This is a genomic window from Pseudomonas sp. OA65, assembly GCF_017498305.1.
In the GTDB taxonomy this organism is placed as follows: Bacteria; Pseudomonadota; Gammaproteobacteria; order Pseudomonadales; family Pseudomonadaceae; genus Aquipseudomonas; species Aquipseudomonas zanjanensis.
Window position 1 is genome coordinate 17,102 of sequence record NZ_JAGDEZ010000017.1, and the last position, 12,608, is coordinate 29,709.

The 12,608-nt window shown below is 60.0% G+C and carries 15 protein-coding genes; 7 read left to right on the top strand and 8 right to left on the bottom strand.

Annotated features, from left to right (window positions below; translation table 11 throughout):
* Positions 1-223: 223 nt before the first annotated feature.
* From J3361_RS16090 to J3361_RS16100, 3 genes are all read right to left on the bottom strand, one after another.
* Positions 224-511, bottom strand: a complete 288-nt coding sequence (locus tag J3361_RS16090; protein ID WP_207965413.1) for a type II toxin-antitoxin system RelE/ParE family toxin — start codon at positions 509-511, stop codon at positions 224-226.
* Positions 512-522: 11 nt separating this feature from the next.
* A complete protein-coding gene (locus J3361_RS16095) occupies positions 523-813 on the bottom strand; it encodes a type II toxin-antitoxin system Phd/YefM family antitoxin (protein ID WP_207965414.1) in 291 nt (96 codons plus the stop codon).
* 168 nt (positions 814-981) lie between these two features.
* Positions 982-2,883 carry a potassium transporter Kup gene (locus tag J3361_RS16100; RefSeq protein WP_207965415.1) on the bottom strand — a complete coding sequence of 634 codons (1,902 nt, stop codon included), beginning with the start codon at positions 2,881-2,883 and terminating at the stop codon, positions 982-984.
* A gap of 274 nt (positions 2,884-3,157) precedes the next feature.
* On the opposite strand from J3361_RS16100, the gene rimO reads away from it, so the two are divergent.
* The 5 genes from rimO to tsaA all read left to right on the top strand — a co-directional run bounded on the left by rimO (position 3,158) and on the right by tsaA (position 7,301).
* On the top strand, positions 3,158-4,498 hold the full coding sequence (rimO, locus tag J3361_RS16105) for a 30S ribosomal protein S12 methylthiotransferase RimO (RefSeq protein ID WP_207965416.1): 1,341 nt from the start codon (positions 3,158-3,160) through the stop codon (positions 4,496-4,498).
* A gap of 245 nt (positions 4,499-4,743) precedes the next feature.
* The gene (locus J3361_RS16110) at positions 4,744-5,217 is read left to right on the top strand and encodes a GNAT family N-acetyltransferase (protein WP_186705560.1); all 474 of its coding nucleotides are present in this window, start codon (positions 4,744-4,746) and stop codon (positions 5,215-5,217) included.
* Positions 5,218-5,300: 83 nt separating this feature from the next.
* Positions 5,301-6,011, top strand: coding sequence for an rRNA pseudouridine synthase (locus tag J3361_RS16115; protein WP_207965417.1), 711 nt, complete (start codon positions 5,301-5,303; stop codon positions 6,009-6,011).
* Between the two features lie 58 nt (positions 6,012-6,069).
* Positions 6,070-6,531 carry a DUF1456 family protein gene (locus tag J3361_RS16120; RefSeq protein WP_072410539.1) on the top strand — a complete coding sequence of 154 codons (462 nt, stop codon included), beginning with the start codon at positions 6,070-6,072 and terminating at the stop codon, positions 6,529-6,531.
* A gap of 71 nt (positions 6,532-6,602) precedes the next feature.
* Positions 6,603-7,301, top strand: a complete 699-nt coding sequence (gene tsaA / locus J3361_RS16125) for a tRNA (N6-threonylcarbamoyladenosine(37)-N6)-methyltransferase TrmO (protein ID WP_207965418.1) — start codon at positions 6,603-6,605, stop codon at positions 7,299-7,301.
* A gap of 208 nt (positions 7,302-7,509) precedes the next feature.
* On the opposite strand, the gene fpr is transcribed toward tsaA, so the two are convergent.
* Entirely contained in the window at positions 7,510-8,289 is a 780-nt protein-coding gene (fpr, locus tag J3361_RS16130; protein ID WP_003184787.1) for a ferredoxin-NADP reductase, read from the bottom strand.
* 121 nt (positions 8,290-8,410) lie between these two features.
* On the opposite strand from fpr, the gene J3361_RS16135 reads away from it, so the two are divergent.
* On the top strand, positions 8,411-9,337 hold the full coding sequence (locus J3361_RS16135) for a LysR family transcriptional regulator (protein WP_024617637.1): 927 nt from the start codon (positions 8,411-8,413) through the stop codon (positions 9,335-9,337).
* A gap of 4 nt (positions 9,338-9,341) precedes the next feature.
* On the opposite strand, the gene J3361_RS16140 is transcribed toward J3361_RS16135, so the two are convergent.
* The 3 genes from J3361_RS16140 to J3361_RS16150 all read right to left on the bottom strand — a co-directional run bounded on the left by J3361_RS16140 (position 9,342) and on the right by J3361_RS16150 (position 11,391).
* Positions 9,342-9,704: a diacylglycerol kinase gene (locus tag J3361_RS16140; RefSeq protein ID WP_053118952.1), complete on the bottom strand. Its 363-nt coding sequence runs from the start codon at positions 9,702-9,704 to the stop codon at positions 9,342-9,344.
* A gap of 72 nt (positions 9,705-9,776) precedes the next feature.
* On the bottom strand, positions 9,777-10,430 hold the full coding sequence (erdR, locus tag J3361_RS16145) for a response regulator transcription factor ErdR (RefSeq protein WP_186705557.1): 654 nt from the start codon (positions 10,428-10,430) through the stop codon (positions 9,777-9,779).
* 214 nt (positions 10,431-10,644) lie between these two features.
* Positions 10,645-11,391 (bottom strand): tRNA-uridine aminocarboxypropyltransferase, encoded by a 747-nt coding sequence (locus J3361_RS16150; RefSeq protein ID WP_207965419.1) that lies wholly within the window; start codon positions 11,389-11,391, stop codon positions 10,645-10,647.
* A gap of 184 nt (positions 11,392-11,575) precedes the next feature.
* On the opposite strand from J3361_RS16150, the gene J3361_RS16155 reads away from it, so the two are divergent.
* Complete coding sequence (locus J3361_RS16155) at positions 11,576-11,998, top strand: quorum-sensing-regulated virulence factor family protein (protein WP_207965420.1); 423 nt, start codon at positions 11,576-11,578, stop codon at positions 11,996-11,998.
* Here J3361_RS16155 and J3361_RS16160 read toward each other — a convergent pair whose 3' ends face one another.
* Positions 11,999-12,193 (bottom strand): hypothetical protein, encoded by a 195-nt coding sequence (locus J3361_RS16160; RefSeq protein WP_207965421.1) that lies wholly within the window; start codon positions 12,191-12,193, stop codon positions 11,999-12,001.
* Positions 12,194-12,608: the final 415 nt, after the last annotated feature.

The following is a 12,608-nucleotide window of genomic DNA, read 5'->3' on the forward strand; positions in this document are numbered from 1 at the left end:
ACAAAAGCCCCGGCAGCCTTACGGTTGCCGGGGCTTTTTTGTGCCAGCTCAACTGCACATAGAGCCCCTTGTGGGAGCGAGCCTGCTCGCGATAGCGGCGGTACATCCAGCATCACCCACTCAGGCAGACCGCTATCGCGAGCAGGCTCGCTCCCACAAAGCTTCACTGGTCATCTTGCATGCCACAAAAAAGCCCCCGCTACCGCAAGGCAACGAGGGCTTTTTAAAGACGACGTTCTGCCGCGTCGTACACTTCCTTATCCCGCCGAGCGCCAACGGCCACGATCAACACCTGAATCGCTTTCCCGTCGACCCTGTACACGATACGGGTGTCACCTGTTCGAATTCTTCGACATCCCGCCAGGCTGGCTCTGAGCGGCTTGCCGGTTTTGTCCGGTTCACCATTCATAATCCGCGCTTCGATGACATCGAGAATACGGTTTGCAGCCGCCGCACCCAACTGATCCAAATCGTCTTGAACCTCCGGATGGTAAATAACATCCCAAGCCATTCACCGCTCCTTCAGTCGTTTTTGGCGTACCGTGCCCGTATATCCCCATGGCTGATAGCCTTGGCTTGGTCGAAGCCGATCAGGCGCTCGCGAGCCGTCGCTTCGACGCGAAGGTTTTCCAGCTCATCGAGCAATTCCTGATAGGCATCGACGTTGATAATCACCGCTGCCGGTTCATTGTCCTTGAAAATGACCAGCCTTTCGGTTGCACGGCTCGATACTTCCTTGAGCTTCGCGCTGAACCCCCTGACCATTGCCGTAACGGATACTGCTTGATCAGCCCGCTCGAGTAACGCTGCCATGTCTTACCTCCTGCCGCATGAATATTGCATATCTTTATACATACCTTGATGCGTAAAGTGTTGAGCAACAATGTGTATAAATCAAGTTGGAACAGCTGTATTGAAAAGACGTCCCCACAAAAAAGCCCTCGCCGCCGCAAGGCAACGAGGGCTTGTTGTTTCCAGGTGCTACATCTCGACCTGCGTTCCCAATTCAATCACCCGGTTCAACGGTAGATTGAAGAAGCGCAGGTTGCCGTTGGCGTTTTTCAACATGAAGGCGAACAACGACTCACGCCAGCGAGCCATGCCTTCGAGCTTGGAGGCAATGACGGTTTCGCGGCTGAGGAAGTAGGTGGTGCGCATCGGGCTGAAATCCAAATCATCCAGATGGCAGAGCTTGAGCGCCTCGGGCACGTCCGGCTCGTCAGTGAAACCGAAGTGCAGGATCACCCGGAAAAACCCTTCGCCGTAGGCGTCGACCTCAAAGCGCCGTTGCGGCGGTACCCGGGGAATGTCCTCGTACACCACCGTCAGCAGCACCACCTGCTCATGCAGCACCTGGTTGTGCAACAGATTGTGCAGCAGGGCGTGAGGCACGGCATCTGAACGCGCGGTCAGGAACACGGCTGTCCCTTGTACGCGGTGTGGGGGTTGCACGCGGATGCTGCTGATGAAGATCGGCAGTGGCAACGCCCCTTCGTCCAGACGATCCACCAGCAGTTGCTTGCCGCGCTTCCAGGTGGTCATCAGCACGAACAAGGCAATACCGGCGATGACCGGAAACGCACCGCCCTGAATGATCTTCGGCACGTTGGCGGCGAAGTACAGACCGTCAACCAGCAGGAAACCGAACAACAACGGGACTGCCAGCAGCGGTGGCCATTTCCACAACAGCAGGATCACCGCGGACACCAGGATCGTGGTCATCAACATGGTACCGGTCACCGCCACGCCGTAGGCCGAAGCCAGCGCGCCGGACGATTCGAAGCCCAGCACCAGCAGCACCACGCCGACCATCAGCGACCAGTTCACCGCGCCGATGTAGATCTGGCCCTGCTCGGCGCTAGAGGTGTGCTGGATGTACATGCGCGGGATGTAACCGAGTTGAATCGCCTGGCGCGTCAGGGAGAACGCGCCGGAAATCACCGCTTGCGAAGCGATGACCGTGGCCAGGGTCGACAAGCCGACCAACGGCAGCAACGCCCAACTCGGCGCCAGCAGATAAAACGGGTTGCGCGCCGCTTCCGGGTCACCGAGCAGCAAGGCCCCTTGACCGAAATAGTTGAGCATCAGGCCTGGCAACACCAGGAGGAACCAGGCGCGTGCAATCGGTTTGCGACCGAAGTGGCCCATGTCGGCGTACAGCGCTTCGGCGCCGGTCAGCGCCAGCACTACCGCGCCGAGGATGGCCACGCCCATGCCCGGATGGACCACAAAGAAGCGCACGGCCCAGGCCGGGTTCACCGCCTGCAACACTTCCGGGTGTTGGCTGATGCCATACACACCCAGGGCGCCAAGTACCAGGAACCAAGTCACCATGATCGGGCCGAACAGAATGCCGATCCTTGCAGTGCCGTGGCGCTGGATCAGGAACAGCCCCACCAGCACCACCAGCGACAAGGGCACCACCCAGTGGTCGATGCCTTCGAATGCCAAGCCAAGGCCTTCAATCGCCGAAAGCACCGAGATCGCCGGGGTGATCATGCTGTCACCGTAGAACAGCGCCGCGCCGATCAAGCCGCAGATCACCAGGAATGTACGCAGCCGCGCCCTTCCCGCCGCCGCTCGCCGCGCCAGGGCGGTGAGCGCCATGATCCCGCCTTCGCCCTGGTTGTCGGCGCGAAGGACGAACATCATGTACTTGATCGACACGACCCAGATCAGCGACCAGAAAATCAGCGACAGGATCCCCAGCACCCCATCGTGATTGACAGGTACGCCATAGGCCCCGGAAAACACTTCCTTGAGGGTGTACAACGGGCTCGTGCCGATGTCGCCATAAACCACTCCGACCGCCGCGACCAGCATGCTCAGCGGCTTCGCTGCCGAATGCTCGGCACCTGCCACCTGACTACTTGCATGAGCCATCCAACACTCCCGATTCCCAGACCTGTCTTCTTGAACGAAACACGATGCTTTGTTGAGGCAGCGTGCGCTGTTTTACGTATTGTTACAGACGTTTTGTTGACTGTAGCAATCGCCAGAGCGCAAAGGCGCGAAGCATAGCGCAGCACTCGTCGTATTTCCCGGTATAAAGCTGGTCAAGTGCCTCGACCCTGGATAGAATTGCGCACTTTTTGATCAGAGGCGCGCCAGGCGCCCTGTCTCGACAAGAGACGATCCCCCTACACCGAGGTTAGACATGTCCACCACTCCCGCGCCCGCCAATCCGAAGGTTGGCTTCGTATCCCTGGGTTGCCCGAAAGCTCTGGTCGACTCCGAGCGCATCCTGACCCAGTTGCGCATGGAAGGTTATGACGTCGTGTCCACGTACCAGGACGCCGACGTGGTGGTGGTCAACACCTGCGGCTTCATCGATTCGGCCAAGGCCGAGTCCCTGGAAGTGATCGGCGAAGCCATCAAGGAAAACGGCAAGGTTATCGTCACCGGCTGCATGGGCGTGGAAGAAGGCAACATCCGCAACGTGCACCCAAGCGTGCTGTCCGTGACCGGACCGCAGCAGTACGAGCAGGTGGTCAACGCCGTGCACGAGGTGGTGCCACCGCGCCAGGATCACAACCCGCTGATCGACCTGGTGCCGCCACAAGGCATCAAGTTGACCCCGCGCCACTACGCCTACCTGAAGATTTCCGAAGGCTGCAACCACAGCTGCAGCTTCTGCATCATCCCGTCGATGCGCGGCAAGTTGGTAAGCCGTCCAGTGGGCGATGTCCTCGACGAGGCCCAGCGCCTGGTCAAGGCCGGCGTCAAGGAGCTGCTGGTGATCTCCCAAGACACCAGCGCCTACGGCGTCGACGTGAAATACCGCACCGGCTTCTGGAACGGCGCGCCGGTGAAAACCCGCATGACCGAGCTGTGCGAAGCCCTCAGCACCCTCGGCGTCTGGGTTCGCCTGCATTACGTCTACCCGTATCCCCATGTCGACGAGCTGATCCCGCTGATGGCGGCCGGCAAGATCCTGCCGTACCTGGACATCCCGTTCCAGCACGCCAGCCCGAAAGTCCTCAAGGCCATGAAGCGCCCGGCGTTCGAAGACAAGACCTTGGCCCGCATCAAGAACTGGCGCGAAATCTGCCCGGACCTGATCATCCGCTCGACCTTCATCGTCGGCTTCCCCGGCGAAACCGAAGAAGATTTCCAGTACCTGCTGGATTGGCTGACCGAAGCCCAGCTCGACCGCGTCGGCTGCTTCCAGTATTCCCCTGTCGAAGGCGCACCGGCCAACGACCTGGACCTGGACGTGGTGCCGGACGACGTCAAGCAGGACCGTTGGGAGCGTTTCATGGCGCACCAGCAGGCCATCAGCTCGGCGCGCCTGCAAATGCGCATCGGCCGTGAAATCGAAGTGCTGGTGGATGAAGTGGACGAGCAAGGCGCCGTGGGCCGCTGCTTCTTCGACGCGCCGGAAATCGACGGCAACGTCTTCATCGACAACGGCAGCAACCTCAAGCCAGGCGACAAGGTCTGGTGCAAGGTGACCGACGCCGATGAGTACGATTTGTGGGCTGAGCAGATCGGTTGATCCGCGCAAAGCGGGACCGCTGTTGTGGCGAGGGAGCTTGCTCCCGCTGGGCTACGAAGTAGCCCCTCTTTGCGATTGCTACGCAATCGAGCGGGAGTAAGCTCCCTCGCCACGGGGTGTTCGCAAGCCATTCACCTGCCGGCACCGAAAAAATTTTGAAGCCCCGCTCTTGTAACGAGATGCGGGGCTTTTTTACGGCTATCGTATGGAGAAACCAGCACATCCAGCACAAGGAACTGATGGACATGCGCCAGCATTCGGTCATCCACACACCGAAACCGAGCGATTACCAGGAACTGACCCAGGTCTGGGAGGCGTCGGTGCGGGCCACCCATGACTTTCTGCCGGACAGCTACATCGAATTGCTGAAAAACCTGGTGCTCACTCGCTACCTGGATGCGGTGATGCTCATTTGCACCCGGGACGCGCGTCAGCGGATCACCGGTTTCGCCGGTGTCGCGGCCGGCAAGATCGAGATGCTCTTCATCGACCCACAGCACCGTGGCCAGGGCCTGGGCAAGCTGTTGCTGCGCTACGCCATGGAGCACCTGAACGCCGATCAACTGGACGTCAACGAACAGAACCCGCAAGCCTTGGGCTTTTATCTCAAGCAAGGCTTCGAAGTGGTCGGGCGCTCGGCAAAAGATGGCATGAACCAGCCCTACCCGCTGCTGCACATGCGCTACAAGCAGCCTGACCTGAAGGCGGGACGCGGCTAAAAGTTGCATGAGGCAAATGGACCCGCGATTAACCGACGCCAGGCAGGTACAATGCCCACCCTCTTTTTGTTACGGCCCCCGTCATGACTGACCCGACTCGTCTCTCCAAACGCCTCATCGAACTCGTCGGCTGTTCCCGTCGGGAGGCTGAGCTGTTCATCGAGGGCGGCTGGGTCACCGTGGATGGCGAAGTGATCGATGAGCCGCAGTTCAAGGTGACGACCCAGAAAGTCGAACTCGACCCCGAGGCCAAGGCCACCGCGCCGGAGCCGGTGACGCTCCTGCTGAACGTCCCGGCAGGCATGGATGTAGACACCGCAATGGCTTCCCTAGGACCGCAGACCCTGAGCGAAGAGCATCGCTTTGGCAAGCGCCCGCTCAAGGGGCATTTCCTGCGCCTGACCGCCAGCGCCGACCTGCAGGCCAACGCCAGCGGGCTGCTGGTGTTCACTCAGGACTGGAAGATCTTGCGCAAACTCACCGCCGACGCCGCCAAGATCGAGCAGGAATACGTCGTGGAAGTCGAAGGCGAAATGGTCGCCCACGGCCTCAATCGCCTGAACCATGGCTTGACCTACAAGGGCAAGGAGTTGCCGGCGGTCAAGGCCAGCTGGCAGAACGAGAACCGCCTGCGCTTTGCGATGAAAAATCCGCAGCCCAGCGTGATCGCACTGTTTTGCCAGGCGGTCGGCCTCAAGGTCGTCGCCATTCGCCGCATCCGCATCGGCGGGGTGTCCATCGGCAAAGTGCCGCTGGGCCAGTGGCGCTACTTGTCTACCAAAGAAAAGTTCTAATTTTCCCGGCGCCGCACCGAATGCAGGCGCCCACTGCCGATCGATCAGGACTGCACACATGATTCACAACGACGTACTGCGCAGCGTGCGCTACATGCTCGACATCAGCGACAAGAAAGTCATCGAGATCATCAAGCTGGGCGGCCTGGACGTCTCCCTGGCGGACCTGGCCGGCTACCTCAAGAAAGATGAGGAAGAAGGCTTCGTCTTCTGCCCTGACGAGGTCATGGCGCATTTTCTCGATGGCCTGGTGATCTTCAAGCGTGGCAAGGACGAAAGCCGTCCGCCGCAGCCGATCGAAGTGCCGGTGACCAACAACATCATCCTCAAGAAACTGCGGGTGGCCTTCGAACTGAAGGAAGACGACATGCACGCCATCCTCAAGGCCGCCGAGTTCCCGGTGTCCAAGCCGGAACTGAGCGCGCTGTTCCGCAAGTTCGGCCACACCAACTACCGACCGTGCGGTGACCAGTTGCTGCGCAACTTCCTCAAGGGCCTGACGCTGCGCGTCAGAGCTTAAACAGCAGCCATAAGCTTCAAGCGACAAGTTCAAAGCTTGCGGCTTGTCGCTTGTCACTTGAAGCTCTTGAAATGACCTACAGCGTCTCCCCCATCGGCTTCCTACGCTCCTGCTTCAAGGAGAAGTTCGCCATTCCCCGCCAACCGCAACTGGCGCCGGCCGCACGCGGCGTGCTGGAACTGGTGGCGCCGTTCGACCAGGGCGAGGCGGTGCAGGGCCTGGAGCAGGTCAGCCATGTCTGGCTGCTGTTTCTGTTCCACCAGGCCCTGGAAGACAAGCCGCGCTTGAAAGTGCGGCCGCCACGCCTGGGCGGCAACAAGTCCATGGGCGTGTTCGCCACCCGTGCCACCCATCGCCCCAACGGCATCGGCCAGTCGGTGGTGAAGCTGGAACGGGTCGAAGCCGGGCGCCTGTGGCTCTCAGGCATCGATTTGCTGGACGGCACCCCGGTGCTCGACATCAAGCCCTACGTGCCCTACGCCGACATCATCGGCTCGGCCTCCAACAGCATCGCCAGCGCCGCGCCTGAGTTGATTCCGGTGCAATGGGCGGACACTGCCCTGCTCCAGGCGCGCGAGCATGCCACGCGCCTGGAAGAACCCTTGGTGGAGCTGATCGAGCAATGTTTGGCCCAAGACCCACGCCCGGCGTACCAGATTCCTACGGCCGAAAGGGAATATGGTGCGCAGTTCTGGGATCTGGATGTGCGTTGGCATTATCCGGAGCCGGGGTTGATCCGGGTATTGGAAGTCGTTCCTGCGGCTGAATAAAACCCGGAAACGAAAAAGCCCGCGCGGCCTTCATCAGGCGGCGCGGGCTTTTCGTAGTCTGTCAGTTGGACCGAGTCGCTGCCATCGCGAGCAGGCTCGCTCCCACATTTGATCTGTGTTGTTCACGCATTTGGATTCAACACAAATCCCCTTGTGGGAGCGAGCCTGCTCGCGATGGCGGTAGATCGGCCACCGCAAATGCCGAAGTTTACTTCTCTACAAACGCCCGCTCGATCAGGTAGTCACCCGGCTCGCGCATACGCGGCGAAACGGTCAGGCCGAAGCTGTTGAGCACTTCGCTGGTCTCGTCGAGCATGCTCGGGCTGCCGCACAACATGGCACGGTCGTCCTGCGGGTTGATCGGTGGCAGGCCGATGTCGCGGAACAGCTTGCCGCTACGCATCAGGTCGGTCAGGCGGCCTTCGTTCTCGAACGGCTCGCGCGTCACGGTCGGGTAGTAGATCAGCTTGTCACGCAGGGCTTCGCCGAAGAACTCGTTCTGCGGCAAGTGTTCGGTGATGAACTCGCGGTAAGCGACTTCATTGACGTAACGCACGCCGTGGCACAGGATCACTTTTTCGAAACGCTCATAGGTTTCCGGATCCTGGATGACGCTCATGAACGGCGCCAGGCCAGTGCCGGTGCTGAGCAGGTACAAATGCTTGCCAGGCTTGAGATCGTCCAGCACGAGGGTGCCGGTGGGTTTCTTGCTGATGATGATCTCGTCGCCTTCCTTCAGGTGCTGCAGCTGGGAGGTCAGCGGACCATCGGGCACCTTGATGCTGAAGAATTCGAGATGCTCTTCCCAGTTCGGGCTGGCAATCGAGTAAGCGCGCATAAGCGGGCGGCCGTTGGGCTGTTGCAGGCCGATCATCACGAACTGACCGTTCTCGAAGCGCAGGCCCGGATCGCGGGTGCACTTGAAGCTGAACAGAGTGTCGTTCCAGTGATGAACACTGAGGACACGCTCGTGGTTCATGTTGCTCATGTACGGGGACTCCTGGGAATGATGCCTGCGCCGATAATCTGCGCAATTGCATCGCATTCTAATGGCGGCGACAATATCTGTTAAATGGATTATTAAGATAAGGGTTATCGGTTATATCGATATGCGATTTACTCTACGTCAACTTCAAGTCTTCGTCGCCGTCGCCCAGCAGGAAAGCGTGTCTCGCGCTGCGGGCCAGCTCAATCTGTCGCAGTCGGCGGCCAGCACCTCCATCACCGAACTGGAGCGGCAATCGAGCTGCCAGTTGTTCGACCGTGCCGGCAAGCGCCTGAGCCTCAATGCCTTGGGCAAACAACTGCTGCCCCAGGCCGTAGCGCTGCTGGACCAAGCCAAGGAGATCGAAGACCTGCTCAATGGCAAGTCCGGTTTCGGCTCACTGGCGGTCGGCGCGACACTGACCATCGGCAATTACCTGGCGACCTTGTTGATCGGCGGTTTCATGCAGCGCCATCCGGAAAGCCAGGTGAAGCTGCATGTGCAGAACACTGCCAATATCGTGCACCAGGTTGCCCACTATGAAATTGATCTGGGTCTAATCGAAGGCGACTGCAGTCACCCGGACATCGAAGTGCAGAGCTGGGTCGAGGACGAACTGGTGGTGTTCTGTGCCCCTCAACATCCGCTGGCCAAGCGCGGCCAGGCGACCATGGAAGAATTGACCCATGAAGCCTGGATTCTGCGGGAACAGGGTTCAGGCACGCGACTGACCTTCGACCAGGCCATGCGTCACCACCGCAGCGCGTTGAATATCCGCCTGGAGCTGGAACACACCGAAGCGATCAAGCGCGCCGTGGAGTCCGGCCTGGGCATTGGCTGCATCTCCCGCCTGGCGCTGCGCGACGCCTTCCGTCGCGGCAGCCTCGTCGCGGTGGAAACACCGGACATGGACCTGGCGCGGCAGTTCTATTTCATTTGGCATAAACAGAAGTACCAGACCTCGGCCATGCGCGAATTCCTCGAACTGTGCCGGGCCTTCACCGCCGGGGCCCAGCGCAGCGACGAAATCGTGCTACCGGCCATTGCCTGAGCCGTTACAGCAGGATCAAGCCCCACACCAACGCGATCATCGTCAGGGCGACGAACTGGGCGGCGCTGCCCATGTCCTTGGCGTTTTTCGACAACGGGTGCAACTCCAGCGAGATGCGGTCGATGGCCGCCTCCACCGCCGAGTTGAGCAACTCCACGATCAGTGCCAGCAGGCACACGGCAATCAGCAGCGCCTGTTCGACACGACTGACGTTCAGGAAGAACGACAACGGAATCAGGACGACGTTGAGCAGCACCAACTGACGGAAAGCCGCTTCGCCGACAAAAGCCGCGCGCAGCCCGTCCAAGGAATAGCCGGAGGCGTTGAGGATGCGTTTCAGGCCGGTCTGGCCTTTAAAAGGTGACATAGAGTGGGCAACTGATCGAAAAGGAGTGGAGAAACTAATTCAAACCCGGTCAAAAAAGCGTGAAGCAGCGCATCAAGCCTGCGGCGAAATTGACTCAAGTTGTTGCAGCAACAGCGCCGCCTGGGTCCGGGTGCGGACGTTCAGTTTACGGAAGATCGCCGTGACGTGGGCCTTGATGGTGGCCTCCGACACGTTCAGCTCATAGGCAATCTGCTTGTTCAACAAGCCTTCGCACACCATGGTCAACACCCGAAACTGCTGCGGCGTAAGGCTGGCCAGGCCCGCGCTGGCGGCCTTGGCTTCTTCGGACACACTCACCGCTTCGAACGCCTGGGGCGGCCAGCAGACATCGCCGTCCAGGACCGCCTTCACGGCTTTTTGAATCATTTCAAGGGAACTGGACTTGGGTATGAAGCCACTGGCACCGAACTCCCGGGCCTTGACCATCACCGAGGCTTCTTCCTGGGCCGAGACCATGACCACGGGAATCTGTGGATATTGGCCACGCAACAGCACCAGCCCTGAAAAACCATAGGCACCGGGCATATTCAGGTCCAACAGCACCAGGTCCCAGTCGGCCTTGTCTGTCAGCCGGGCCTCCAGTTCCGCGATGCTGGCCACCTCCGTCAACCGGACAGCCGGGCCAAGGCCCAGGGTCACTGCCTGATGCAACGCGCTGCGGAAAAGCGGGTGGTCATCGGCAATCAGGATTTCGTATGTGGCCATTTTTCAAATGATCCTGTTTTTAATGGCAGGCCCGATGCATTCGCGCCTCGCCAAGACAACTCAAGACACCGCCTTGCAGCGGCATCCACAGGGGCACGTTCAACGCCAAACACAGCGTTTCAAACAGTGGGCGGCGCCCTGGTCGGCGCCAAGCATGCCCAGCGAAGCCGGGGTGGTCAAGCAGCACGGCCGCCCCTGTGTCCAGTATGGGCCACTATTGGGCCAATACCGCGTGCGGCGTACGAATGAAGGGTTGCAACTCGGCATGGGCCGGGGTCGACACGTTCACCTCCTGCTGGCCCTTGGCGCCCAGGTAATGCTGGCTGAACACATCGAAATAGGCATCCAGGGCCGACGCGGCGTCGCTGTCCCCCGCCAACTCCAGGCACAACGCCGCCACCTCAGCGGTGCACAAGTGCTCGCTGCGGGTCGAACGACGCAAGCGGTAGCGCGACAGTCTGTCGGGCAGCAGGCTCAGGATCGGCAGCCGGTCGAAATACGGGCTTTTACGGAACATCTTCCGCGCCTCCGTCCAGGTTGCATCCAGCAGGATGAACAGTGGGCGCTTGGCGTGATCGAGATCCACCGTATGGGTGACTCGCGATGGCTCGACATATTCGCCGGGGAACACCAGGTATGGTTGCCACTGCGGATCGTTCAGCAACGCCAACAATTGCTCATCGACCTCGGTGCGCGACCAGATGAACGCATGATTGTCACGCACTACATCGGCAATCAGCCAACCGGTATTGCTTGGCTTGAACACTTCCTTGTTGGTCATGATCAAACAAACCCCGGAACGGGTCTCGACGCTCGGACGCCAGGCGCACAGGCAATGGCTCTCGATCACCCTGCAGGCGCTGCAACGGGGCGCGCGCCAGCCCCGGGCCTGAATCGGCTTGATGCCTTCATCGATGCGCTGGTCGCGCAGGCGGGCTACGGCGTTAGGGGCGTGATTCATCGTGGGCAACGCCGACGGACAGGAAAACTCGACACGAACAACACTCGGCAGGGTAATAAAGGCCGGCAGTCTACCAGAGCGCACGAACCTGTACCGTCCACACGGGCTCCCCTATAATCCCCGGCCACTGAACGCACAGTCATGTGATCGGTCGAACCACCAGTCACTGAACCAGGAGAGTTTCATGCTGCGCCTTATCGTCCCTACCGTTGCCGTTCTGCTGGCGACGTCCTTCAGCGCTCAGGCTGCCTCGCTGAAAGAACTCGAACTGAACAAGATGCTGCAGAACGTTGCCAAGGAAAGTAGCGTCGGCACGCCGCGGGCGATCAACGAAGACATTCTCGACCAGGGTTATACCGTCGAAGGCACCGAGCTGGTCAACCACCTCAGCGTGCAAAGCAGCCATGCCCAGAAAATGCGCGCAGACCCCAAGGCCGTGTATTTCCAACTGGGCTCCACGGTGTGCACCAACCCGGGCTTTCGCAAGTTGATGGCCAAGGGCGCGACGATGCGTTATGAATTTACCGAGGTTAAGACCAACCGTCCGGTCGCGACCGAACGCTTCCAGGAATCGGATTGCCCGAAACCCGCCAAGACGAAGAAGTAATCAACCCGAGCTTGCGCGCCGCTGCTCATCGTCGGCGCGCAGTTCCGCCACCAGCGCCTGCAGGTAGCGCGAGCGCCATGCTCGCCCGCCCAGCCGACGACAGCATTCTTCCTCAAGACTCACCCGATTGGCCTGTGCCGATTCCCGCAGCATCAGGTACAACTGCCTGTCGAGCTCCAAAGTCACCTTTTTCACTTCTCCCGCCTCCATGCCCGATCCGCTTCAATCCATCACGTGGCGCCCAGCCCTGGGCGTCAATTAGCATTGGCACGCTTATTATCAGTTAATCAGAGCGGCACGCACCCGGTCGGCAATCTGACGAGCGGTGCGATATTGCCGTGCGTTTATCCAGCGGTTGCCAACAGTTACGTTTGAGCGCCATGATCAGGACAGCAAAGATCGGCTAGATTCAGAAGTATTCTAAGTATTTGCATCGGGCAGAAAGAGGCTGCCCGGCCAACACCTTGGCGTGCTTGTTTTTATCAAAGGGAAAAACAGAACCCGCTGGATGGCTTGGTCGCCCTGCCGCAGACCGCGTCAAGCCAGGTCAGCCGCCAGCCGATGCCTGGGCTGACAACGACACACGGAATGTCGTGGCCCTGACGAATCT

Bases quoted from the DNA above. Each gene is read 5' to 3' on its own strand.
- J3361_RS16090 (WP_207965413.1), bottom strand. From the start codon at position 511: ATGGCTTGGGATGTTATTTACCATCCGGAGGTTCAAGACGATTTGGAT.
- J3361_RS16095 (WP_207965414.1), bottom strand. From the start codon at position 813: ATGGCAGCGTTACTCGAGCGGGCTGATCAAGCAGTATCCGTTACGGCA.
- J3361_RS16100 (WP_207965415.1), bottom strand. From the start codon at position 2,883: ATGGCTCATGCAAGTAGTCAGGTGGCAGGTGCCGAGCATTCGGCAGCG.
- rimO (WP_207965416.1), top strand. From the start codon at position 3,158: ATGTCCACCACTCCCGCGCCCGCCAATCCGAAGGTTGGCTTCGTATCC.
- J3361_RS16110 (WP_186705560.1), top strand. From the start codon at position 4,744: ATGCGCCAGCATTCGGTCATCCACACACCGAAACCGAGCGATTACCAG.
- J3361_RS16115 (WP_207965417.1), top strand. From the start codon at position 5,301: ATGACTGACCCGACTCGTCTCTCCAAACGCCTCATCGAACTCGTCGGC.
- J3361_RS16120 (WP_072410539.1), top strand. From the start codon at position 6,070: ATGATTCACAACGACGTACTGCGCAGCGTGCGCTACATGCTCGACATC.
- tsaA (WP_207965418.1), top strand. From the start codon at position 6,603: ATGACCTACAGCGTCTCCCCCATCGGCTTCCTACGCTCCTGCTTCAAG.
- fpr (WP_003184787.1), bottom strand. From the start codon at position 8,289: ATGAGCAACATGAACCACGAGCGTGTCCTCAGTGTTCATCACTGGAAC.
- J3361_RS16135 (WP_024617637.1), top strand. From the start codon at position 8,411: ATGCGATTTACTCTACGTCAACTTCAAGTCTTCGTCGCCGTCGCCCAG.
- J3361_RS16140 (WP_053118952.1), bottom strand. From the start codon at position 9,704: ATGTCACCTTTTAAAGGCCAGACCGGCCTGAAACGCATCCTCAACGCC.
- erdR (WP_186705557.1), bottom strand. From the start codon at position 10,430: ATGGCCACATACGAAATCCTGATTGCCGATGACCACCCGCTTTTCCGC.
- J3361_RS16150 (WP_207965419.1), bottom strand. From the start codon at position 11,391: ATGAATCACGCCCCTAACGCCGTAGCCCGCCTGCGCGACCAGCGCATC.
- J3361_RS16155 (WP_207965420.1), top strand. From the start codon at position 11,576: ATGCTGCGCCTTATCGTCCCTACCGTTGCCGTTCTGCTGGCGACGTCC.